This window comes from Methylomonas sp. TEB, assembly GCF_047777895.1.
GTDB lineage: Bacteria > Pseudomonadota > Gammaproteobacteria > Methylococcales > Methylomonadaceae > Methylomonas.
Map to the genome: position 1 here is coordinate 1,609,149 of NZ_CP180476.1, position 22,903 is coordinate 1,632,051.

The window sequence follows — 22,903 nt, forward strand, 5'->3', positions numbered from 1 at the left end:
TGCGGCCGCTGCAATTTCCAAGGTTAGGAATAATCTACACCGGGCTTTCAGAGCCTTCCCTTCCGGAATGCTCTAATCACCAAAATCAACGAACAACGCGCATCCGGCAAGACTTGGTATCTGGTCTATAGTTGCGATTGACCGGCATATCCAGTGCTGGGACGTTAGATGCGCTCAGTGTGGCGCCTCATTCCGGTATCGCCACGAGTCGGACGGCCAGTTTTATCCCGCTTGCTGCGCGGTAATTTTCGGAACGACCGGATAGCGTTGACCGCAGTTCAAGCGATTAAAAGGGTGATAACAATGACTAAAAAGCCTGGGTTTTATCTGTTTCCGATGTTGTTTTTCACATCCGCTGCCGCCGCTGATTACAAAGCCGACATCGGCTATCAAACCTTACTAAGTCAATTGGGCGCAAACACGCCGACCGGCGCTGGTGTCAATGTGGTTCACGCCGAAGCGTCATTAGTCGAATCGCGGGATCACTCGGATTACCCCATCTATGCGCCGAATATTCGTAACACCCAATTTGCCGGCAAGACGTTCAGTTTTCCGGGAAAAAAAGCCAGTACCGCACCATCGGGACATGCTGACAGTGTCGGTGCCAGATTTTACGGTAAGGATTCCATTGCCAACGGCATCGGCAACATCGCCAGTTATGATGCCAACGCCTGGATCGATAGTCTGATTAGTCCAACGGCCTTGGCTCCCTTCAACGCCAGTCGGATTGCCAACCATAGCTGGGTCGGCAAAGGGGACACCGTGCCCGAAACGGCTATGATTCTGCGCCTGGTTGATCGACAGGTGCAGCGCAACGAATTCATCCAGGTGGTTGGTATGGACAATCGCCTCAGCGACTCGCCTTTATTGGGCAGTGCTTACAATGCGATTGCTGTGGGGCGCACGGACGGTAGGCAGGATAGGGGATCCGATGCGGTGGACTCGTTATATATATCGGGGCGGACGCGTCCCGATTTAGTCGCGCCGCAAACCACCACTAGCGGAGCCACGCCAATAGTAGCCGCTGCCGCCGCGCTATTAGTTGAGACCGGCCACAAGGGTGGGGCTAATTTATCGCAGGGATCTATTGATATTGACGGCGTGGGAACCGTTTACAACGCCGAGCGCGCCGAAACCGCTAAAGCTGCGTTGCTGGCGGGTGCCGACAGAGCGACGCAGAATACTTCAACCACGGATAACATCACTGACTATCGCAGCAGCGGGCATCAAACGCTGAACGGCCTGGACGATAGATTTGGCGCCGGCCAGTTGAATATTTTGCATAGTTACCAAATCATCGCCGGTGGCGAACAAGATAGCCTGGAAGATGGCGGTGCTGCAAACGGCATCGGTTTGGCCGGATTCGATGTCGATACTGAGTTCGGTGGTTTGGCGAGTAATAGTTTGGCGACCTATCAGTTTGCCGCCGAGACAGATTTGAATTTTCAGGCGTCTTTGGTGTGGAATCTTGGGGTATCGAACGATTTGAATCTGATAACCACCTTACACGATCTGAATCTGGAGTTATTCGATGCCACGGCGCAAAACATCGCCGCATTCTCAGCGAGCAGCGCTGACAACAGCGAGAACCTGTGGCTTAGTCTGGTCACCGGTCACCACTACGAATTGCGGGTCAAGTCCGGTGAAGCCAGTCCGTTCAGTTGGGATTATGCGTTGGCTTGGCATATGAGCCCGCTACAATCAGCGCCGGTGCCTTTACCGGGGGCGTTTTCCCTGTTTCTTTCCGTACTCGGCGGGTTTGGCTGGCTGGTGCGCGGGAAACGGTGATATGCCGAAGTTTTCTGATTGAAGGAACCTCTGCCCAAGCAGTTTTCACCAGCGGCTGCGCTCCCTCTCTTCGCCTTATTCAGTAAACCCATAGAATACCGGGTTCCGCTATTCCCGCGTTGGCCGGAGCGACGATATTTGTGGGCCGGGTTAATAAGCGGGTTCAGCTAAACCAAAAAATTCGTAATGCCTATGCAGATACCCAAAGGGCATAAATTGTGGCAAATAACTTTGTGCGTAAGTTATTTCACCGAAAATTCACCGCGCATTAATACTGGTCATCTACGTATCTTTCTGTATTTAAACAAAAATGTTTTGTGGTCTGAATATTGTATAGGGATCGCCGTGCTTAGCCATAGGCGTGGAAACGGCTAACACGATGAAGGACTTCCAATAATTCATACTCGTTTCTATAGGCGACTTAGCAAACTAAGTACGCCGCGGCCTACCTGCTTTCAAAGACGTGGGAACGGCGAATATTGAGAGGCTCCGACAATCAAATTCCCTCCGCGCTCTAACTTCAATCAACATAAAGGTTGTAATCGTGAATAAACTAATAAAATCAATCGGTGTCGCCGGATTGGCGGGGTGTGCGCTCTTTGCCGAGGCCCAAGCAAATACACTGCAAGTGTCAGGCACCATTTATAAAGTAAGCGGCGGCACTACTTACGATACTTGGAAAATCAATATGCTTAGCGGCGGTACATTCAAAGTTGATGTGTTGGCTTATGAGGCTACGCAAAAGCAAACATCCACCGCCGGTTATCAGGAAGTCGACCTGAACAACGACGGTGAAATTACTTTTCTGGACCCGGATACTTATATCTACCGGGATGACGGCTTGCTGGATGCCGGCGACATGTTGGCGCGTTGCGACGATTCCGATGGCAATCACTGCCCCGATAGCAGCAATCAGCGGATTTTGACGAATACCGACGGTTCGGCGGATGGTTCGCTTTTCTTACGTGATCCGGCGTTTAACGTCACCTTGCAAGCCGGTAATTATTTATACCTGGTGGCCGATTACACCTTATCGACCAGTGAAGCCGTCGCCGGTATCAATACTAACGACAACTTGACCTTACCGACCGGGCTTCCCGCCCGCGATCATGGCGATTATCGGCTGACCTTAAGTTCCGATACGCTAAATTTTTCCTTGGTGGGCAATACCATCACGGTCTCGCAAGTGCCTATTCCCGGCGCTGTATGGCTATTCGGCAGCGCGCTGGCCGGATTGGCGACGGTAGGGCGGCGTAAGATAGCTGGGGTTTGACCTTGCTCATCGGCGGGAGGCTTGGGCTTCCCGCTGCTTTTTGTTCTGGTATGGCACCAGCCGGCGAACGCCTTACTCGCCGCTTTGCCGGAATTTTCCTGAAAACCTTGGTTTACGGCGAACCTGGCCATGCGTCAGGGTTGCCTGTATCCAGAATTAAATATCGCAATATAAGATATTTAATTCTAATTATATCGTTTTTGTTGGTTATCGGCTTTGCGTAGCATAAGCCCCGTGGTCAACCAACATTCAGCTTGCCGCAAGCAGATCGATAACTTTTTTTCAGGAGTACCCATGAGATTCACCCATACCTTCAAGCCCTTACTCTTCGGCATCGCCCTGGCCCTCAGCGGCAATGCGCTGGCCGAACGCACCCTGCTGAACGTGTCTTACGACCCGACCCGTGAGTTGTATAAAGAATATAACCAACTGTTTAGCCAATACTGGAAAACCAAAACCGGCGAAGACGTCACCATCCAGCAATCACACGGCGGCGGCGGCAAGCAAACCCGCGCCGTGATCGACGGCCTGGAAGCCGACGTGGTGACCTTGGCTCTGTCCGGCGACATCGATCAAATTCACGAGAAAGCCAATCTGTTACCGAAAGACTGGCAAAGCAAACTGCCCAACAACAGCCTGCCGTACACCTCGACTATCGTGTTCCTGGTGCGCAAGGGCAATCCCAAAGCTATCAAAAACTGGGACGATTTAATTAAGGACGGCGTCTCCGTCGTCACCCCCAACCCGAAAACCTCCGGCGGTGCCCGCTACAACTACCTGGCGGCCTGGGCGTTCGCGGAAAAGAAAAACGGCAGCAAGGACGCCGCCAAGGCTTTTGTGGAGAAGCTGTTTAAAAACGTGCCGGTACTCGACTCCGGTGCGCGCGGCTCCACCACTACTTTTGCCGAACGGGAAATCGGCGACGTGTTGATCACCTGGGAAAACGAAGCGTATTTGGTGCTCAAAGAATTCGGCGCCGATAAATTCGAAGTCGTCACCCCGCCGTTCAGCATCCTGGCCGAACCGCCGGTCGCGGTGATCGAAGCAGTGGCGAAAAAGAATGGTAACCAGGATCTGGCGATCGAATACCTGAAATATCTATACACCAAGGAAGCCCAAGAGATTATCGCCAAAAATTTCTACCGGCCCACCGACAAAGACATCGCAGCTAAATACGCCAAACAATTCCCGACTTTGGAATTGGTTAGCGTAGGCCAATTGGGTGGCTGGGGCTTGATTCAAAAAGATCACTTCGACGATAACGGCGTGTTCGACAAAATTTACGGGCGCTAAGAACGCTTAGGCAGAGGAGGGTGTAGCCATGGTGGAAAATACCATCGAATTGCTCCGTGACGATCTGGAACGGGCCTTGTATCTTGATCTGGACGAATTCAAACTGGAAATCGAGCAACAGGAAGTGCTGAGCCGATTCATAGGCCTGAAATTGCGCAGCGAGTTTCAACCGATATTCGATGCCGGCAAATCCCAGGGACTGCTTGGCTACGAAGCCTTGCTGCGCACCTCCACCGGCTTGGAAGCCGTGGGTCCGGATTTTGCGTTCAGTTGGGCGGACAATCAGGGCAAACTGGTGAAGCTGGATAGGGTGGCTAGAACCCTGCACATGCTGAATTATCTGGATCTGCCGGCGGACAAGGGCTTGCTGTTTTTAAACGTGCACCCCAAATTGCTGGTTAGCGTGAATACGCACGGCAAGGTGTTCGAGCACATTTTGCATCTGCATTCGGTGCCGACTACAAGAGTGGTGCTGGAGATCATGGAAAATGCGGTGGAGGCCGATCAACAGTTGCTGGAAGCGGTGGACAATTACCGCGACCGCGGCTTCCAGGTGGCTATCGATAACTTCGGTAGCCGGCATTCCAATCTGGACCGCTTGTGGCGCTTATCGCCCAGCTTTGTGAAACTGGATTTAAGCATCATCCATCAAGCGCAAACCGATGCCAAGATCCGCCGGGTGTTGCCCAAATTAATCGAAATCATCCAGGCCCTGGGCGCGCAAGCGATCATTGAGGGCATCGAAAACGAAGTACAGCTGGATATTGCCTTGGATGCCGGCGGCAAATTACTGCAAGGTTATTTCCTGGGAAGGCCGGCGGCGGCTGGGTATTGGCAAAAACCCAGGCTGGCGGTGCAAGAGAATCTGTTAATGCCCGGTGCGCCGATGCATTTCGGCAGTTTCAGCGTCCCCGCTCAGCACGGTATGTAATGTGTAACGACTGCAAGATAGTTTGATGGTTTACCGAAAACTCGGTGAGATGTGCTCTCCTGTGGCAATCCTGCTAACCCCGCCTTCTCGGCGGGGGCTTTTTTGGTTTAGGTCAGGGTTGAAAACCTTGCGATTTAGTATCCGTAACTCAAATTGCTGATTTTTTTCAACTCCCCATCTTCAAACTCCAGCAGCTGCTGAAACTTGCGCGGCCCGAAGTTGTAAATCCATTCTTCGATCAGCACCTCTTCAAATTGATCTACCTCCAAGGCGCCGTAGGGATGCCGTAAGCGGCTGCCGCGGATTGCGCGGCGCTGTTCGACCGAATCCGGTTCCCCGCATTTGTCCAAGACTTCGGCTTTATAATCACCCACCTGGACCAATTTATGTCCGCAGCGCAGCGCAAGCGCATCGCCGGCAAATACCAGCATGCCCAATCCCAACAAAATGCCTCTGATTGGCGAACTGGTCATTAAGGGCTTACCGTGTAACTTTGCGAGTAGCTACCGCCTTTATTGCAAACGTTTCGGCTGGTGGGCGATTCACAGGATACATCGGTAAATTCGGCTTTTAACTCGCCGGCCTTATCAGGCACAAAGTAGAAGCGGAAATTAGGGTCGGCGCTGATCGCAATATCGATTTTGGCGTTAAGCACGGGCTTGTCGTTAAAAGTCACTTTTAGTTGATCGATAAAGTGCGATTTTCGGATGAATCGGGTCATTTGATCCATCTGCATGCCCGTGAGGTTGGGGTGGCTGATCATTAATTGCGTCAAGGCCGGTTGGCCGCTTTGAATGCCGTCGTCGAGCCGAAACTTAACCTTGCCCAGCCGTTTCATGGCTTCATCCAGATCCGCACCAATCGGTGCCGAGCAGCCGCCGCTGGCTTTGACAAATTTTTTGGTCATGCTGAACTTGCCGTCATTGGTTTCGGCAACCGCGCGAATGTCGCTATAGGTATTGACGCGCACTCGCAAAGCCAAATCGGCTTTACCGCTCTCCGGAAAGAACTCGAATTCACCGACAAATGGGAACGGGTTTTTATCGACGAACAGCCAGATTTTTTTGATGTATTTATCTTTACTTTGTGCAAATTTGCTGGTGACTTTAACCGGTACAATCGCCGGATCTTCCGCCCGATAAGGCGCATCCAATTCGATAACCGCATTGGATTCGTCGATATTTTTATCGGCGAAAAACTGGCTTTTCAAAACTGTGTTCCAGGTAATGTCGTCACCTTCGGCAACGGCGATGGCCGGCAAAATCATTAAAGCCAGCAGAAAAATAGCGTTGTAAGGTTTGTGCATGCTTTTAATCTCCTTTGTTTAATCTTCCCATTCCAGCTCGGCAAACGCGATGGTCACGTTTTTGCGGTGGAATTGTTCAAATAGCTGCCAATTTTTTTTTGCAGGCAAGCCGACGGTATTCACAGCCTGCTCGAGGGTTTTGCCCTGTTTGATCATAGTCCTTACTTCGGTAGCCAGACTATTCAAATAGGCTTTTTGCGGCTGTAGACTAGCCGGCCAATCTTTCACCAAATGCCCGTGGCCGGGCACCACTAAGTTATAGTGATTTTTCTCCAAGCGAGCCATCTCCGACAACCAGCCTTTGATGCTGCCGTCTATCACCGGGATATGCTCTAAAAACAACAGATCCGCTAGCCACATAGTATCGGTGGTCTTGTCGTAGACGCTTAAATCGTTATCGGTATGCGCACTGGGATGGGCGGTCAGCAGCAGTTCACGATTACCGATGTTCAGGGTCATGCTGTCATTCACCTCTATATCGGGCGGAATAATGTTGTCGTGATTAACTTGAATATCCAGCAATTCCGTTGCGCGACCGAGATAATGGTCGCCGCGCGTGGCCATGGCTCGCGCCAGCTTATAATGGCCGACAAACTGCACGCCCGGCTCCTTGAAAGCGATATTGCCGTAGATATGGTCTGGATGCACATGGGTGTTGATCACATAGCAAACCGGTTTGGTGGTAACTTGCTTGATGGTATTTCGCAACGCGGCGCCCTGTTGTGGACTGCCGCCGCTATCGATCACCGCTACGCAGCGCTCACCAACAATAAAGCCAATATTGGCAATCTCGCCGTGATTATCTCGATCAGGCCAATGATGTGCTGAGGTATGCAGATAGATGCCCGGCGCCACTTGGCTGAAAGACAACGGCGGCGCAGCCATACTGCTGTAACTGGTCAATAGGCCCATTAACAACAACACAAACTTCATTCAGTTGGCTCCTATGCGGCAATGCGTTTGAAAAATTCGGTTTCGGCGATAATATCTTGGTTATTTTCCACCCTATCCAGATAGACCAATCCCAATAGATGATCGAACTCGTGTTGGAAGACGCGGGCTGGAAAATCCTGCAAGGCCAAACGGTGGGGTTCACCTTGCTGATCTTGATATTGCACTTCGATAGCCCGGTAACGCGGCACCAGCGCCCGGATACCCGGCACGCTTAAACAGCCTTCCCAATCTTTATGCAATGAGTTATCGACAATCTTAAAACTTGGATTGACCATCAGAATCGGCGGCATTTCCGGAGCATGAGGATAGCGGGCTGTCGGCCGGGAAGCGATGATCAAAATTTGCCGGGAAGCACCCAATTGCGGGGCGGCTATGCCGACACCATTAGCCTCCAGCATAGTCTCATGCAGGGTTTCAATCAGTTTATGGAACTCCGGGCAGGCAAAGTCGTCAACAGGCTGCGCCTGCTGCCGCAATACCTCGGCTCCCAGTTGGGCAATCGGTGTTTTCGAAGTCATGGTTGTGCCGGATAGCGTATAGGCAGGTTGCGGAAATAAGTCGTTTCGGGCGAGAGTATACTGCCGATTGGCGTAATCTTCCTGCCTTTACTTTACAAGGCTTTTTTGTGATATTAACAACAGGCCAGTTGCCGGAAATGCAGGGCTCCGGTTGCAAACCGCTTATTAGAACAATTCGTTTTTTCCACAGGAGATAGTATGAAGAAAATCAACAAAACCCCGTTCGCCATTGCAATCGGCGCATCTCTGCTGCCAACGCTGGCGGGCAATTTTGCTCAAGCTGACAGCAATCCGTTTGCGTTGTCTGAGTTGAGCTCAGGCTATATGTTGACTGCCGAAGCCAAACCTGAAGCCGGTGCCGATAAAATGAAAGACGGTTCTTGCGGAGAAGGGAAATGCGGCGCGTCTATGATGAAAAAAAGCACTGATAGCAAAGCTGCTACCGAAGGCAAGTGCGCTGGTAACAAACCGGCTGCTCCAGCTGCGGACAAAGCTGCTGAAGGCAAAAAAATGGAAGGAAACTGCGGCGCTAACATGAAATAAGCGCCGATGACGCCGGCTTTATCTAAATAGGAAAGCCGGCGTTTCTTACGCTAAACCGAAAAGCTCTCCCCGCAACCGCAGGTACCTTTTACATTGGGGTTGTTGAACTTAAAGGCCTCGTTAAAACCTTCCTTGGCATAATCCAACTCAATGCCGCTCAATTTATCCAGATCAGCCTGTTTCACCAGTACTTTTACATCGTGTTGATCGAATACCACCTCATCGGCTTCGGCTTGATCGGCATAATCCAACACATAGGCGTACCCGGAGCATCCTGAGGTTTTCACGCCCAATCTCAAGCCTAAGCCTGTGCCGCGCTTTTGTAACTGTTTTTGGATTTGCCGGGCGGCACTTTCGGTCACGGTAATAGCCATTGCTAATTCTCCTAATTAATTTGCTATCAATGTTTTTAACACATCGACGAATTGATCGATTTCGGTTTCTTGGTTGTCTTTACCCAAACTGACGCGGATAGCCGATTTAGCCAAGGAGGCTTCCACTCCCATAGCCGTCAACACCGGGCTGATTTCGCCGGACGACGCCGAGCAGGCGGAGCCACTGGAAACCGCGATATTGCGCTGATCCAACTGCATTAACAACATTTCGCCGCTAATGCCGGGGATACCAAACTGCACGGTATTCGGCAATCTTGGGGCGTGTTCGGCAAAGATCACCAAGCCCGGAATGGTGTCTAGAGCTTGCTCCAAACGCTTTCTCAGCGCCAGCATGCGAGCTTGTCTTGCGTCTGTTTCTGTCTTAGCCAACTCGGCTGCTTTACCAAAACCCACTATCGCCGCCACGTTTTCCGTACCAGCCCGCCAGCCATGCTCCTGGTCGCCGCCGCGCAGCCAGGGCTTTAAAACAAAATCTTCTGCAACGACCAATGCCCCGCAACCTTTTGGCCCGTATATTTTGTGGCTGGATAAACTCATCAATTTAACGCCCAGCTTTTTGAACGAAAATGAGATTTTACCCAAGGCCTGGACGGCATCGGTATGCAGGTTGACTCCGCGTTCAGCTAAACGTTCGGCGATGGCTGCAAGGTCTTGAACAACGCCGGTTTCATTATTCGCCAACATCACCGACGCCATGTCGCCGGCTTGCCAATTTACTTTGTCCAGCGCGAATAACGGCATTATCCCAGCGCCATCCACCTCAAGCGTTTGCAAGTTGCGAAAACACTGCCGGAAGTATGCGGCGTTTTCGAAAATGGAGGGGTGTTCGATTGCAGAAATTGCCAGCCCGCGTTCACGGGCGTTGGCTAGTGCCAACGCATTTGCTTCAGTGCCGCCGCTGGTAAATACAATCTGCGCTCCTGGTGCATCTATCAGCCCGGAGATTTGTTCCCTGGCGGTGTCGATAGCGCTGCGGGCTATGCGGCCAAGCTTATACAAACTGGATGGATTGCCGTACATGCCATGCAAATAGGGCAACATCGCTTCCACCACTCGCTCGTCACAACGGGTGGTGGCGTTATGATCCAGATAGATCATTACGCGATGCGTTTTTCCTGCCGAGGTTGCATTTCGATGACATGCTCGACTTGTTTGCTCTGTCTTTTTGCCACGTCACTGACAAAATCGCGCTCTAGCAACTGCCCAAGACTGATTTCTTTTAAGTAAGCGCGAATTTGCTCGCTCAAGCCCATCCATAAATCGTGGGTCAGGCAAGGTTCATCGTTGTGGCAATTGGCTTTACCACCGCATTTGGTCGAATCAACAGGTTCGTCGACTGCTTCGATAATGTCGGCAATATTAATTTCCCGGGCACTGCGACTAAGTGTGTACCCGCCGCCGGGCCCTCTAACACCTTTCACCATGCCGGCCTTGCGTAAACGAGCAAACAATTGTTCAAGATAAGACAAGGAGATGGTTTGTCGAGTCGCAATGTCAGTCAAAGTCACCGGGTTGGCTTGACTGTGAAAAGCCAAATCCAGCATCGCGGTGACCGCGTAACGCCCTTTTGTGGTAAGCCGCATTTCAAACCCCTTACAAACTAATGAAAATAATGCTGACTATAAATAAACCCAGTAATTTGGTCAAGTATTCAATCGTAAGTGGTTCTTGAGGTATTAAACACAGACAAGCTGTAACACATATTTTTCAATTCTGAGGACAGATCAAGCGTTTTACAGCTTGAACTCGTTGGGAATTTGCGGGGTTGAAATCTCGCGACTCTGCAAGAAGCTTAAAGCATACGCTACTCAGTTTGAATCACGCCGATGACCAGCGTTCGAGCATTCAGTATCAGAAAATACCTGACAGCGTTATTGCTTATCCTTAATTTCACAATCATCCAAAGCCGACATGGCCTGGCGATGGCAATTAATGTCGGCATCGTTCAATACCTGTTGCATATCGGCTATTTGTTTATCGAGTTGATGGATATGGTCAAGCATCAGATTGATAGCGTTAGCGATAGGATCCGGCATATCACCCGTGGCGCCGTATGCGTCGAAACCCATTTTCTGTGCCATTGCATCGCGCCGGGCTTTTTCTTGTTTGGCTTTGGGGTCGACGATATGTGCGGGAATCCCAACTACCGTCACCCCCATTGGCACCGATTTTACTACTACCGAATTCGAACCGACTCTCGCCCCATCGCCGACCTCAATCGGTCCCAGCACCTTGGCCCCAGCCCCTATTACCACGCCATTGCCCAGGGTCGGGTGGCGCTTACCCTTGTTCCAACTGGTGCCACCCAAGGTCACGCCATGGTATAGCGTGCAATCGTCCCCAATCACGGCAGTTTCACCGATCACCACCCCCATGCCATGGTCGATAAAGAACCGCCGGCCGATTTGCGCGCCGGGATGAATTTCGATACCGGTTAGCCACCGGCCCAAGAACGATACATAACGACCGGCCCACCTAAAGCCACGCAACCATAACCAGTGGCTGCAACGGTGAATCAGTACGGCGTGAAAGCCGGGGTAGGTGGTTATCACTTCAAAAGCCGACTGCGCGGCCGGGTCCCGGGCAAATACGCAGTTAATATCTTCTTTGAGTCTGGCCAGCATGGGTTTATTTGGCGTTGTGATTTTGTGAGAAGCGCAGTATGCCCCTCAGGATATCCAGCTCCTTGGTATCAAGCTGGGTCCGATTAAAGATGCGCCGCAAGCGACGCATGATTGATTTAGAACGCTCCGGGTGCAGAAAACCAATATCCGCCATGGTCTGATGGAGATGCACATAAAAGGCTTCCATCTGTTCGGCTGTCGCCAGAGGTTCTTCACCCATATCGCCCACATTGCTGACCATTTCCTGGCCGGATGCGACGAATAGCTCGTAGCACACAACTTGCACTGCCGCCGCCAAGTTCAGCGAGCTATATTCTGTGTTGCACGGAATTCGCAACAAATAATGACATAAGTCCAATTCATGGTTTTTTAAGCCGGAATTTTCCCGGCCGAACACCAAGGCGATATTTTGCTCCGGTGATGCGCCTACCCATTTTTCGGCGGTTTGCCTGGCAGTCAAGCTTGGCCAGCTGATGGTTCTATCGCGTGCGCTGGAGCCCAATACTACCTGGCAATCGGCAATAGCATCTTGTAAAGAACCGAAGACAGTTGCAGATCTAAGCACATCGTCGGCCCCGGACGCTCTGGCCGTGGCATCGGCATGCGGAAAGCTTTTTGGAGACACCAAGCGCAGTTGGTCCATCTGCATATTTTTCATGGCTCTAGCCACCGCACCGATGTTGCCGGGATGGGAAGTCTCCACTAAAACCACTTTAAAATGTGATAGCAATGCCCGGCCTCTGCGGCTAAAAAAGCAGCGATTCTAGCAAAATTTGCTATCCTATCCGAGTTTTCTAACTGCTCATTTTCAATTCGATCTATGCATCCGATGCTTAATATTGCCGTCCGCGCAGCGCGGAACGCCGGCGACCTAATCCAACGCTCTTCACAAAATATCGAGAAACTCACTATCGATCAAAAAAGCCGTAATGACTACGCCTCCGAGGTTGACCGGGCCGCCGAGCAGGAAATTATCAAAGTCATTCGCGCCGCGTTTCCCGAGCATGGCATTCTGGCCGAAGAAAGCGGCGAACACAAAGGTAACGACTACACCTGGATAATTGACCCTTTGGATGGCACCACTAATTTTTTACACGGCTTTCCACAATATGCCGTGTCTATAGCGCTAAAAAACAAAAATAAACTAGAGTTGGGTGTGATTTACGACCCTAGCCGCGACGAACTCTTCACTGCCGAACGCGGCGGCGGCGCTATGTTGAACAATCGCAAAATCCGGGTCACCAAACAAAGCAGTATGCGCGGCGCCCTGATTGGCACGGGTTTTCCATTTAAAACCATGGAAAACATCGAACCCTATTTGGGCATGTTTAAAGCCGTTTGTGCCGACTCAGCAGGTATCCGCCGCGCCGGAGCCGCCGCACTGGACATGGCTTATGTGGCCTGCGGTCGTCTGGATGCGTACTGGGAAATCGGCGTGAAGGAATGGGATATTGCCGCTGGCGTGTTGCTGGTGCAGGAAGCTGGTGGTGTCGCCACAGATTTTTCCTTTAACGACAAATACTTACAGTCCGGCAACATCATTGTTGGCAACCCTAAGATGCATCAATTGATGTACCACGCTATCGAGCCGCATGTGCCGGCGCGCTTAAAATAATGCGCAATTCGGCATTTAGCCTAAAATTGTTATCGTCTTGCCTTTTCTTTTATACTTACCGGCTAATCAAATTATAAGAGGCCATCATGGAAAAACCCTTTATCCTGCACATGCTGACTACAGCCAAGAACTTAAGCCCGTTCGACGTCAATATGGCGATGGACGCCGGCTGGATTTCAGCAATCCCCTACATCAACGTTGAACCCAGCGAAGTCAGGGGCTTGGTCCAAGATGCTATTTTTTCGCGCAGTCCGAAAGGCCTGTTGCGCACCGCTATTTTTATCGGTGGCCGGGAGACCAAGCAAGCAATGGATATGTTGAAAATGGCCAAGAATTCCATGGTCCCGCCTTTCGAAGTATCAGTATTCGCCGATCCTAGCGGCGCATTCACCACGGCAGCCGGCATGGTCGCAGCAGTTGAAAAAGAACTGGCTGAAAAATTCGACACCACGCTGGAAGGTAAAAACGTGATCGCCTTGGGCGGTACTGGTCCGGTCGGTCAAGCGGCTGCGGTGATTGCCGCTCAAGCGGGCGCTAAAGTCCGAATCATCGGTAGGCAACTCGATAAAGCCGAGCGCACCGCAGAGCTATGCAGCGAAGAATTTGGCGATGGCAAAATTACAGTGCTGGCAGGCGCCGACGCCGATAAGACCGAATACATGAAAACCGCCGATGTGGTTTTTGCAACGGGTGCGGCCGGCATTGAATTGCTCAGCACAGAATTAATCTCCCAAGCTGCGCAATTGAAAGTAGCCGCCGATGTAAACGCGGTACCGCCAGCCGGTATTGCCGGTGTGGATGCGTTCGATAACGGCAAACCGTTAGCCGGATCCACCAGTGGCGCGGTAGGCATAGGCGCTCTGGCGATAGGCAACATCAAATACCAAGCGCAAAGCCGTTTGCTGAAAAGAATGCTGGAAAGCGATCAACCGCTATTCTTACATTTCGAACACGCTTTCGAAGTCGCTCGCGAATTCATCAAATCGTCTAAGTAATTAGCTAAGCTCCCCAAAGTCTGCCTATCACAGAGGGTAAGGTAAAAATGGCAAAACGCAGCATACTTCACATGTTCGACCCGATGCCAAACAACAGTCCGTTTGACATTAACATGGCACTCGACGCAGGCTTTGATGTGCTGATGCCGTATTCCAACGTTAAATTGGAGACTATTCACAATTTGACCCAAGATGCGATTTTTTCGCGTAGTCCGTCGGCCAGTAAGAAAACCGCGATCTTTATCGGCGGCAGGGATATGGGCATGGCTATCGATATGTTGCAAGCCACCAAGCCGGCCATGGTGCCGCCGTTTGAGGTTTCAGTATTTGCCGATCCGAGCGGCGCTTGCACCACCGCAGCAGCTTTGGTGGCGTGCGTGGAAAAGGCGCTTAAACAACATCATGGTAAAGAATTGAAGGGCAGTAAGGCGGTAGTGTTCGGCGGCACCGGCCCGGTCGGCATCGCCACTGGCGTGATAGCCTCGTTGCAAGGCGCGGAAACAATCTTGGTGGATCATCTATCAATAGATTCCGCAAAAGACGCGGCCAAACAATACAACCGGCGTTTTGGTGCCACCATGAGTGGCGGAGTTGCCCGCAATGACGAAGAAAAAGCCGCGTTAATAGCCGATGCAGACTTAGTATTCTGCACGGCAAAGGCCGGTATTCGAGTTATCAACGCCGCTGTTCTGGCGCAAGCCAAGCAGTTGAAAGTAGCCGGTGATGTCAATGCCGTACCGCCATCCGGTATAGAAGGCATAGAGTTAAATGATTTATCGGCACCATTAAACTTGGCGAATCAAGCGACAAATGCGGTCGGTGTCGGTGCGCTGGCGATAGGTAATGTCAAATATCAGTTGCAACATGAATTGTTGAAAATGATGCTGGAAGCGGAAAAGCCGGTCTTTCTGGATTTTCGGGAAGCCTTCACCAAGGCACGTACCTTGGTCTGACTATTCAAGGGATGTGTGGCAAACAACCCCGCATCCCTGTTCCTTAAATGGCATCAAGATAATTAAATTTGACTGCCAATCTGGTTAACTCCACATCGTTTTTTATATTCAATTTGCGATACAAGCGATAGCGGTAGGTATTGATGGTCTTGTCGCTCAGTTGCAAAGCCTCCGACATTTCCTGAATGCTCCGGCCACGCAAAATCAGACGCACTACTTCAGCCTCACGCTGGGAAAGCTGTAAAAAAGGCGAAACATCCGCGCCAGGCAAAAACTGAAAAGCCAAATTACTGGCCACATCCTGGCACAAATAGCGCTTGCCGGAAATTACCGATTTAATCGCCGCCACCATTTCGCTGACCGGCGAAGCCTTGGATACAAAGCCGACCACACCCAATTTCAGCAGTTGTTGCGGTATGGGGCCGTCGTTATGCACCGACAAGGCGATGATTTTAATCGATGGCTGCGATTGCAGTATACGCCGGCACGCTTCAAACCCGCCTATGCCGGGCATATTAATGTCCATCAAAATGACATCGGGCGGCTCTTGTTCGACAATCCGCAAAGCTTCCTCGCCACAATTACAGACGGCGACCACCACAATATCCTTTTCAGCTGCCAACAAAGCTTCTATACCGCTTCTGACAAGCTCATGATCATCAACCAGCAATACTTTAATCATAACTTCCTTTTTCTGGGGCTTCTATCAGGTCAAGTTTCCCAAATTTCATCAACAACAGCAATGCTAAAAGTGAGTAGGATAGACCCAAATAGTGTCGTTGATTCGTGGTTTTGGCGTTTAGCCGTTAAAATAGCGGTTTTGATAAAACAACTTCAGGGCCAATATGCGCACTTCCCAATTTCCTCTTAGTACCGTCAAAGAAATACCGGCCGACGCCGAAATAGCCAGTCACAAACTCATGATACGCGCCGGCTTGATCCGTAAACTTGCCGCGGGCGTCTACACCTGGCTGCCACTGGGTTTGCGGGTATTGCGTAAAGTTGAACACATTGTACGTGCGGAAATGAATAAAGCGGGCGGTCTGGAAGTACTGATGCCGGCCTTACAACCTGCAGAGCTATGGCAGGAAACCGGACGTTGGGAGAAATACGGGCCGGAATTAGCACGGCTGAAAGATCGCCACGACCGCGAATTTTGTCTGGGTCCGACGCACGAAGAAATTATTACTGACCTCGCTCGTCATGAGTTGAAAAGCTACAAACAGCTGCCTATCACTTATTATCAAATTCAGAGTAAATTCCGCGATGAAATTCGTCCGCGTTTCGGTGTGATGCGCTCGCGCGAATTTATCATGAAAGATGCTTACTCGTTCCATCTCGATCAGGAATCGTTACAGGCGACTTACAACGTAATGTATCAAGCCTACACCAATATTTTTAACCGCTTTGGTTTGAAATTCCGGGCAGTGATAGCCGATTCCGGCTCAATTGGCGGCGCGGTTTCCCATGAATTTCACGTACTTGCCGAATCCGGCGAAGATGCGATAGCTTTTTCCACTGCCAGCGATTATGCCGCGAATGTCGAAAAAGCCGAAGCCTTGATGCCGGAAGGGGCATGCGCCGAACCGACTCAAACTAAGGCTTTGGTTGATACGCCAAATCAACATAGCATCGAAGACGTCAGCCGATTTTTTAAAGTCGATGCCAAGCAGTGCCTGAAAACCCTGATTGTCAGAGGCGAGGACGCCAGCTTGGTTGCCCTGCTGCTGCGTGGTGATCACGAATTAAACCCGATTAAAGCCGAAAAAATCGACGGTGTGCTGTCGCCATTACAATTTGCCAGCGATGAAGAGATTCTCGGCGCTTGTCACTGCAAACCCGGCTCGATAGGACCTATCGGCCTGAGCATAAAGATAATCGCTGACCGCAGCGTAACTGTGATGTCCGACTTTGTGTGCGGCGCGAATCAGGATGGCAAACATTATCAAGGTGTCAACTGGCAGCGCGACCTCGCCTTACCTGAGCACATTGCAGACTTGCGGATGGTAGTAGAAGGTGATGCTAGCCCGGACGGCAAGGGTCAAATTACCATTGCCCGAGGCATAGAAGTGGGCCACATTTTTCAGCTCGGCACAAAATACAGCGAAGCGATGAACGCCTCCATCATTAACGAAGCCGGTAAAAACCAGATCATGATCATGGGCTGCTATGGGATTGGTATCTCGCGGGTGGTTGCGGCGGCCATCGAACAAGGCCACGATGACCGCGGCATTATCTGGCCCAATGAGCTGGCGCCATTTCAAGTCGCTATTTGCCCAATGAATATGCATAAGTCTGATCGTTTGATTGATACGGTCGAGAAAATCTATAAAGATTTAACGGATGCCGGCATCGAAGTGTTGCTGGACGATAGAAAGGTTCGAGCCGGATTCATGTTCTCGGATATGGAACTGATCGGCATTCCGCACCGGATCGTAATAGGCGACCGTGGCCTGGATAGCGGTACCGTCGAATATCAAGGTCGCATGGACAAAGAAAGCCAGAATGTTGAATTTGATAAACTCGTCGACTTTATTAAGAACAAACTCGCATAACTTTCGTCGGATTAATCAAACGAAAAAGGGCGCAAATTGCGCCCTTTTTATTTACTGCGTTAGACGCTTGTTAACGTACCAGAGTAAACATAGATTTTACTGCCCCGCATTTAGGGCAGCCCCAATCTTCTGGAACATCTTCCCAACGAGTGCCGGGGGCCACGCCGTTGCGGGGATCGCCTAACTGCTCGTCGTAAACGTGGCCGCAGGTTTTACATTTGTATTTTCTATACTCTGCCATTGATAGATTCCTCGAATTGTAATCACGGTTTAAAGAAAGCCCGGCGATTGTAGCCGAAGCTTCACTCACAAAAAACCACGAAGATTTGGAGGGGATTGTTAGGGTAATCTGAGAATTGTTCCGTCGGGCTTAGCTTGTCTTTTCTTAAAGCAATCTAATGGCATGATTTTGATAAATAAATGTCATCTTTGTTCTGTTCAATATTTGGCTGGTTTACGGCGCGCACCATGATGGGATGGTATTCATTCCGTCGTACTGGCGATGATCTTGTGAATTCGCTTAGTACTTATGCCGATGATGACCAAAATAAACGGAATCGATGCGCCTTCCACTAGCTCGGCGTCTACATGCCATCCTAAACTGTGCAATGCTTCGGCGATTTTGCCGATTAGGCTCGCTGCATAATAGGTGATAGCTACCATCGAAATGCCTTCCACCATTTGTTGCATGCGCAACTGCATTTTTGCACGCAGGGCCATGGAGGATAACAGGCCTTGGTTTTGCCGCTCGATAATGATGTCGACTTTGGTGCGTAACAACTGGCTGGCATTGCTGACGCGCTCGGAAACCAGGGTGAAGCGGTGGGATACGGAATTGCAGGTATGCATCGCCGGTTCCATACGCCGTTTCATGAATTCGCCCAAGGTTTGAATGCCCTGAATCCGCACTTCGCGCAAGTCTTCCAGGCGTTGGCCGACCAATTGGTAGTAAGCGCTGGCTGCGGCAAAGCGAAATTGATGTGTGGAAATATGGTTCTCCACCTCAGCCGCCAACGCCGTTAGCTCATCCAGCAGTTTGGCGTCATCGTTATCCGTCTGGGTCATCGAATTAGTAATGGTATACAGCTGCCGATCAGCCTTTTTTAATTCCGGATACAGTTTGCGCGCGATAGGAAACGCCAACAGCGCCATCACTCGGTAAACTTCAATATCGAACAAACGATGCAATAAGCGTCCGGCCTGCGCGGTTCTCAAGTTTTGATTAACCACTAAGAAACGGCTAAAGCCATCAACATGAATCCGGAAATCGGTAAATACGGCTGCCGCGCCGCCAGTTACTTTTGAACCAACGATTGGGTTGCCGGCAAAGTAGGCGGTTAACGGGGATAAATCCATTTCATCCTGATAATTAACCTCCTCGGCGGAAACGATGCTGGCGTGTGCGGCAACAATCACTTTTCCGCTGATCTGCGATAACCAATCGACCGGGACTTTTTTTAAAGCAGGAGCTGCAAACGGCTCTGTGTCTATGTCGTAGGCATAAAAACTATAGGTACTGAATTCGCCGTGTTGCTCCCAACTCATCTGGAACGCATCGAAGCTGGCGCTAAAGTGGTCTGCATCTAGGTCGGGTGGTACAGTTCCAAACCGTTCGCAAAGTGCTTTCAAATGCCGACGTTCCTGCATTTTTTCATCGCTTGATAACGCCAGAGCCAAGTAACTGGCCCTGACCGGCAAGCTGAGAATAGACGAGGCCCTGGCATGAACTTCGTTATGTAATATAAACCGTTGAGGATGATTTTCCGGGATTTGAAATAGAGTAGTCACAAGTAAATTGGGTAGCATCAAAGGTTAGCGTCTATCGCTTTTACCGATGAATATAACGTAGAGAGGGCTAGGTTGCTACTGCCTAAGCGAATGAGGGCAATGGGCTATAAAAACTGCATCAGAACTTGTTGATGCTCATATCCTAATGTGTTGATAAAGCGGCTTGTGCCAAGCTATTGACTGATATGGGTTAGGTGCGAGATTGCTAAGTCTACTGCTGTTGGCACAGGCCGATTATTTAACCGCGACGCTTCACTAGTTTGAGTAATCGGTTGCGGCTTTTATGTTCGCCGTTGTGTATTACTCCAATTTGGTGAATTTGCTTACAAAACTGATTTGGCAGTTTTGTCCTGTTATCCCGGATGCAAAACTCCTTTGATGATGTAAGTAAGAGTCGTACATTGCGCTGCCATCGTGCGAATGAAAGTTTATAAAAGGATCGTAGCCTTTTTGGGAAAAAAAGGAATGACAGAGCTGTTGAGACAGTGTCAGTTGATTTTGGGGTTTAATTAGTTTTTCCATGTTGTTCTCCAATGATTTGCAGTCGAGATACCATACGCTTTCTAGCAAAAAGCTTCTGTGACAAGCGGTTCGTAGTTAAAATTATTTTGTGTTTTTATCAAAAAAATGGCAAGAAAACAGGCTAATTCACAAAGCTGGCGCTTTCGTTTTACGGGGTAGTTTGTCCCCCGCAAGTTTTGGCGGCTTAATTTTCAAGTCAGCTTTTACGCTACCATACGGGCAGGAATTGAGTATTTCAATATGGTGCGGCTTGACTGTATTGGCATATCAAAGGGGCGAATTGCCTCAAATTAAAAGTAACCCAAGGGGTCATTAAAAACGGGTCGTTGCCTCACATTGTGTGTAACCGAAATCAAGCGGGTTACCACCATGGGAAAACACGAACGACGAGCCTATTTACAGGCTATCCAAAAGCGCTATCGACAAAGCGATAGGGCAACGAAACAAACGATCCTAAACGAGTTTTGCGAAGTCTGCGGCTACGCCCGTAAGTACGCGATTCGTTTGCTGAATCGAAAAGCCAAGCCAATCGCTTCGCCTAGCAAACGGCCCGGCCCCAAGCGGAAATATCAAGCCGAGGTGTTGCTGGAGCCATTGAAGCGCATCTGGTTCGCTAGCGATCAACTGTGCGGCAAGCGCCTGAAAGCAGCGATACCGATCTGGCTGCCGCACTACGAAGCGCAGTACGGCTCACTCTCCGATCAGGTTCGTGCCGACTTGCTAAAGGTTTCGGCGGCGACCCTGGATCGCTTGCTCAAACCCTTGCGCGTCCAGCACCCCAAAGGCTTGTCCGGCACCAAACCCGGGTCTCTGTTGAAAACCCAGATTCCCATCCGAACTCATCACTGGGACGAGACCCAGCCCGGTTTTGTCGAAGCCGATACTGTCGCTCACTGTGGCAATTCGCTGGCCGGCGATTTCGTCTGGAGCCTGACGATGACCGACATCGTCACCGGCTGGACCGAATGCCGGGCCACCTGGAATAAAGGCTCGCAAGGTATCCTGGAACAGATTCAGGCCATCGAGAACCTGTTGCCATTCCCTTTGAAAGGCTTCGATTGCGACAATGGTTCTGAATTTCTCAATCATCACCTGGTTCGCTATTTCACCGACCACCCGCAAAAGCCTGCGTTTACCCGCTCCAGGCCTTACAAGAAAAACGACAATGCCCATGTCGAGCAGAAAAACTGGACTCACGCCAGGCAATTATTCGGCTACGACCGGCTGGATAATGCCGCGCTGGTGCCGTTGATGAACGAGGCCTACAGCACGCTTGGGTGTCCTTTGCAGAATCATTTCTGCCCCAGTCTGAAACTTCAGAAAAAACACCGAGACGGCGCCAAAGTCGTGAAAAAATACCATGCCCCGCAAACCCCTTACCAACGGGTGATCAATCATCCTGACATTCCGGAAACCACCAAACAGACTCTCCAGGAACATCATGCCAAACTCAATCCATTTGCTCTTAAGGCCGCCATTGAGCAACAATTGAAACTCATTTTTTCACAAGTCCAGGTTACCTCTAATGTGAGGCAACGACTCTGATCCTTCGGTTACCTTTTTCTATGAGGCAATACGAGGGGTTAAATTGTTCGCATTTGTCAGGCTGTTGCTGGTGCTTTTACAGCGGTCGGTAAAATGCTATCAGCGCGAATAGTAAGCAGAGAAAGCGAGGTTTCAAGCGGTATGGAGTGGCAATTTGATGCGGATTGAACGTTTGCACGTGTCTCCTTTGTAAGCAATCCTTGCGGCAAAATGTCGGCAAAAGCGAATTTGAAATGTGACAGAGTGCTATAATTGCAAAAGCCCGTTAGGCATTAGCCTTTGGAATCATCACTATCCGAATGATGTTGAATCAGGAGATTATGGATGCTGAGACATAATTTAGAAAATCAAGACAATAAGCAAGACGACGTAGAGCTGTCTCGACGCAGCTTCTTTGGACGTCTAGCTGTTGGTGCGGTTTTATCTATTGCGATGCCCGGCGTCGTTCATGCTGCGAAAAGCGTAGCGGTAAAAGCGGATAAAAACCATCGACTGGAGAAGTCGGCAAGGAGCGCAGTGCGCTTGCCTAAACATGGAGCCATTCAAGCGACTAAGGCTGTTCGTCATCCTGCCAAACTAAGCAAAAGCGCTGGCGGCAATAACCTTAGACCTGTAGCAGGCCAGCATGGACAGCTGCATACAGCCCATGCAGAACGACACTCCCTACATGAGTCTCGTGTACGAGATATTTATACAGGCAAAAAACAACACGTAAACACGGCTTCCTACCATGCCAATCGACATGGTAATCAGGGCGGTAGAGTGCATTCTATTATTCAGCCGGCACCAAGAGAATCATTCATGGAGCCTAGCCAAGATTCTTTGTTTTTGGCGGATCACGGGCGTTTTGCAACTCATCGGGCCTTGGCTTTTCAAAATCCGCATACTGGGGACAAATTGAGCCTGACGTATTTTGAAAGAGGCCGTTACCTTAGCGATGCCCTGGATGAAATCAGCTTTTTGTTGCGCGATTATCGTACCGACGATGTGCATCCTATTGATCCGGAGCTACTGGATCAGTTACACGATTTGAAACAAATTTTGGGTTTAAATCAGCCTTTTGATGTTATTTGCGGTTATCGTTCGCCATTGACCAACGCTAAACTGCATGCCGAGAATTCCGGTGTTGCGAACAATAGCTTCCACATGCAGGGTCGGGCAGTGGATATTCGTATCGAGCGCTTTGACCTTCGGCGTATTCATGGCGCGGCACTGGCTATGCACCGTGGTGGCGTTGGATATTACCCTGAGTCAAACTTTATCCATCTGGACACGGGAACTTTCAGAACCTGGAAGTTATAGAGT

At 50.3% G+C, this 22,903-nt stretch carries 23 protein-coding genes; 11 read left to right on the top strand and 12 right to left on the bottom strand.

The window, feature by feature from the left end; genetic code table 11:
• Positions 1 to 303: 303 nt before the first annotated feature.
• The 4 genes from ACMXD4_RS07310 to ACMXD4_RS07325 all read left to right on the top strand — a co-directional run bounded on the left by ACMXD4_RS07310 (position 304) and on the right by ACMXD4_RS07325 (position 5,285).
• Complete coding sequence (locus ACMXD4_RS07310; protein WP_415880320.1) at positions 304 to 1,788, top strand: hypothetical protein; 1,485 nt, start codon at positions 304 to 306, stop codon at positions 1,786 to 1,788.
• A gap of 544 nt (positions 1,789 to 2,332) precedes the next feature.
• Entirely contained in the window at positions 2,333 to 3,061 is a 729-nt protein-coding gene (locus tag ACMXD4_RS07315; protein WP_415880321.1) for a VPLPA-CTERM sorting domain-containing protein, read from the top strand.
• Positions 3,062 to 3,355: 294 nt separating this feature from the next.
• Positions 3,356 to 4,354 carry a sulfate ABC transporter substrate-binding protein gene (locus ACMXD4_RS07320; protein ID WP_415880322.1) on the top strand — a complete coding sequence of 333 codons (999 nt, stop codon included), beginning with the start codon at positions 3,356 to 3,358 and terminating at the stop codon, positions 4,352 to 4,354.
• Between the two features lie 28 nt (positions 4,355 to 4,382).
• Positions 4,383 to 5,285 (top strand): EAL domain-containing protein, encoded by a 903-nt coding sequence (locus tag ACMXD4_RS07325; RefSeq protein ID WP_415880323.1) that lies wholly within the window; start codon positions 4,383 to 4,385, stop codon positions 5,283 to 5,285.
• Between the two features lie 134 nt (positions 5,286 to 5,419).
• Here the strand turns inward: ACMXD4_RS07325 and ACMXD4_RS07330 are convergent, their stop codons facing one another.
• Genes ACMXD4_RS07330 through def form a run of 4 tightly spaced genes read right to left on the bottom strand, consistent with a single transcriptional unit; the run spans position 5,420 to position 8,063 of the window.
• Positions 5,420 to 5,758: a DUF2845 domain-containing protein gene (locus ACMXD4_RS07330; protein WP_415880324.1), complete on the bottom strand. Its 339-nt coding sequence runs from the start codon at positions 5,756 to 5,758 to the stop codon at positions 5,420 to 5,422.
• On the bottom strand, positions 5,758 to 6,591 hold the full coding sequence (locus tag ACMXD4_RS07335) for a quinoprotein dehydrogenase-associated SoxYZ-like carrier (RefSeq protein ID WP_415880325.1): 834 nt from the start codon (positions 6,589 to 6,591) through the stop codon (positions 5,758 to 5,760). Before ACMXD4_RS07335 ends, ACMXD4_RS07330 begins: the two co-directional genes overlap by 1 nt.
• Before the next feature lie 18 nt (positions 6,592 to 6,609).
• On the bottom strand, positions 6,610 to 7,524 hold the full coding sequence (locus tag ACMXD4_RS07340; protein WP_415880326.1) for a quinoprotein relay system zinc metallohydrolase 2: 915 nt from the start codon (positions 7,522 to 7,524) through the stop codon (positions 6,610 to 6,612).
• An 11-nt stretch (positions 7,525 to 7,535) separates the two neighbouring features.
• The gene (gene def / locus ACMXD4_RS07345) at positions 7,536 to 8,063 is read right to left on the bottom strand and encodes a peptide deformylase (RefSeq protein WP_205450808.1); all 528 of its coding nucleotides are present in this window, start codon (positions 8,061 to 8,063) and stop codon (positions 7,536 to 7,538) included.
• A 198-nt stretch (positions 8,064 to 8,261) separates the two neighbouring features.
• Here def and ACMXD4_RS07350 point away from each other — a divergent pair, with 198 nt between their 5' ends.
• On the top strand, positions 8,262 to 8,606 hold the full coding sequence (locus ACMXD4_RS07350; RefSeq protein WP_020485383.1) for a hypothetical protein: 345 nt from the start codon (positions 8,262 to 8,264) through the stop codon (positions 8,604 to 8,606).
• A 50-nt stretch (positions 8,607 to 8,656) separates the two neighbouring features.
• On the opposite strand, the gene ACMXD4_RS07355 is transcribed toward ACMXD4_RS07350, so the two are convergent.
• The 5 genes from ACMXD4_RS07355 to ACMXD4_RS07375 all read right to left on the bottom strand — a co-directional run bounded on the left by ACMXD4_RS07355 (position 8,657) and on the right by ACMXD4_RS07375 (position 12,355).
• Entirely contained in the window at positions 8,657 to 8,980 is a 324-nt protein-coding gene (locus ACMXD4_RS07355) for a HesB/IscA family protein (protein WP_033155458.1), read from the bottom strand.
• Between the two features lie 15 nt (positions 8,981 to 8,995).
• Positions 8,996 to 10,099 (bottom strand): cysteine desulfurase family protein, encoded by a 1,104-nt coding sequence (locus ACMXD4_RS07360; RefSeq protein ID WP_415880327.1) that lies wholly within the window; start codon positions 10,097 to 10,099, stop codon positions 8,996 to 8,998.
• Positions 10,099 to 10,584: a Fe-S cluster assembly transcriptional regulator IscR gene (gene iscR, locus ACMXD4_RS07365; protein WP_033155456.1), complete on the bottom strand. Its 486-nt coding sequence runs from the start codon at positions 10,582 to 10,584 to the stop codon at positions 10,099 to 10,101. Before iscR ends, ACMXD4_RS07360 begins: the two co-directional genes overlap by 1 nt.
• A 288-nt stretch (positions 10,585 to 10,872) precedes the next feature.
• Positions 10,873 to 11,625 (bottom strand): serine O-acetyltransferase, encoded by a 753-nt coding sequence (gene cysE, locus ACMXD4_RS07370; protein WP_415880328.1) that lies wholly within the window; start codon positions 11,623 to 11,625, stop codon positions 10,873 to 10,875.
• 4 nt (positions 11,626 to 11,629) lie between these two features.
• On the bottom strand, positions 11,630 to 12,355 hold the full coding sequence (locus ACMXD4_RS07375; protein WP_171696015.1) for an RNA methyltransferase: 726 nt from the start codon (positions 12,353 to 12,355) through the stop codon (positions 11,630 to 11,632).
• Positions 12,356 to 12,445: 90 nt separating this feature from the next.
• On the opposite strand from ACMXD4_RS07375, the gene ACMXD4_RS07380 reads away from it, so the two are divergent.
• The 3 genes from ACMXD4_RS07380 (at position 12,446) to ACMXD4_RS07390 (ending at position 15,188) form a co-directional block, all read left to right on the top strand.
• Entirely contained in the window at positions 12,446 to 13,240 is a 795-nt protein-coding gene (locus ACMXD4_RS07380; RefSeq protein WP_171696014.1) for an inositol monophosphatase family protein, read from the top strand.
• An 86-nt stretch (positions 13,241 to 13,326) separates the two neighbouring features.
• Positions 13,327 to 14,235 carry an NAD(P)-dependent methylenetetrahydromethanopterin dehydrogenase gene (locus ACMXD4_RS07385; RefSeq protein ID WP_026603994.1) on the top strand — a complete coding sequence of 303 codons (909 nt, stop codon included), beginning with the start codon at positions 13,327 to 13,329 and terminating at the stop codon, positions 14,233 to 14,235.
• 47 nt (positions 14,236 to 14,282) lie between these two features.
• Positions 14,283 to 15,188, top strand: a complete 906-nt coding sequence (locus ACMXD4_RS07390; RefSeq protein ID WP_415880329.1) for an NAD(P)-dependent methylenetetrahydromethanopterin dehydrogenase — start codon at positions 14,283 to 14,285, stop codon at positions 15,186 to 15,188.
• A 43-nt stretch (positions 15,189 to 15,231) separates the two neighbouring features.
• Here ACMXD4_RS07390 and ACMXD4_RS07395 read toward each other — a convergent pair whose 3' ends face one another.
• Positions 15,232 to 15,870, bottom strand: a complete 639-nt coding sequence (locus ACMXD4_RS07395) for a response regulator (RefSeq protein WP_415880330.1) — start codon at positions 15,868 to 15,870, stop codon at positions 15,232 to 15,234.
• Positions 15,871 to 16,033: 163 nt separating this feature from the next.
• Here ACMXD4_RS07395 and ACMXD4_RS07400 point away from each other — a divergent pair, with 163 nt between their 5' ends.
• Positions 16,034 to 17,743: a proline--tRNA ligase gene (locus tag ACMXD4_RS07400; RefSeq protein ID WP_415880331.1), complete on the top strand. Its 1,710-nt coding sequence runs from the start codon at positions 16,034 to 16,036 to the stop codon at positions 17,741 to 17,743.
• A 70-nt stretch (positions 17,744 to 17,813) separates the two neighbouring features.
• On the opposite strand, the gene ACMXD4_RS07405 is transcribed toward ACMXD4_RS07400, so the two are convergent.
• The gene (locus tag ACMXD4_RS07405) at positions 17,814 to 17,984 is read right to left on the bottom strand and encodes a rubredoxin (RefSeq protein WP_084153209.1); all 171 of its coding nucleotides are present in this window, start codon (positions 17,982 to 17,984) and stop codon (positions 17,814 to 17,816) included.
• 242 nt (positions 17,985 to 18,226) lie between these two features.
• Positions 18,227 to 19,549: a DUF3422 family protein gene (locus ACMXD4_RS07410; RefSeq protein ID WP_171696010.1), complete on the bottom strand. Its 1,323-nt coding sequence runs from the start codon at positions 19,547 to 19,549 to the stop codon at positions 18,227 to 18,229.
• An 873-nt stretch (positions 19,550 to 20,422) separates the two neighbouring features.
• Between ACMXD4_RS07410 and ACMXD4_RS07415 the strand changes: the two genes are divergently transcribed.
• Complete coding sequence (locus tag ACMXD4_RS07415; RefSeq protein WP_415878661.1) at positions 20,423 to 21,598, top strand: integrase; 1,176 nt, start codon at positions 20,423 to 20,425, stop codon at positions 21,596 to 21,598.
• Positions 21,599 to 21,922: 324 nt separating this feature from the next.
• The gene (locus tag ACMXD4_RS07420) at positions 21,923 to 22,900 is read left to right on the top strand and encodes a YcbK family protein (protein WP_415880332.1); all 978 of its coding nucleotides are present in this window, start codon (positions 21,923 to 21,925) and stop codon (positions 22,898 to 22,900) included.
• Positions 22,901 to 22,903: the final 3 nt, after the last annotated feature.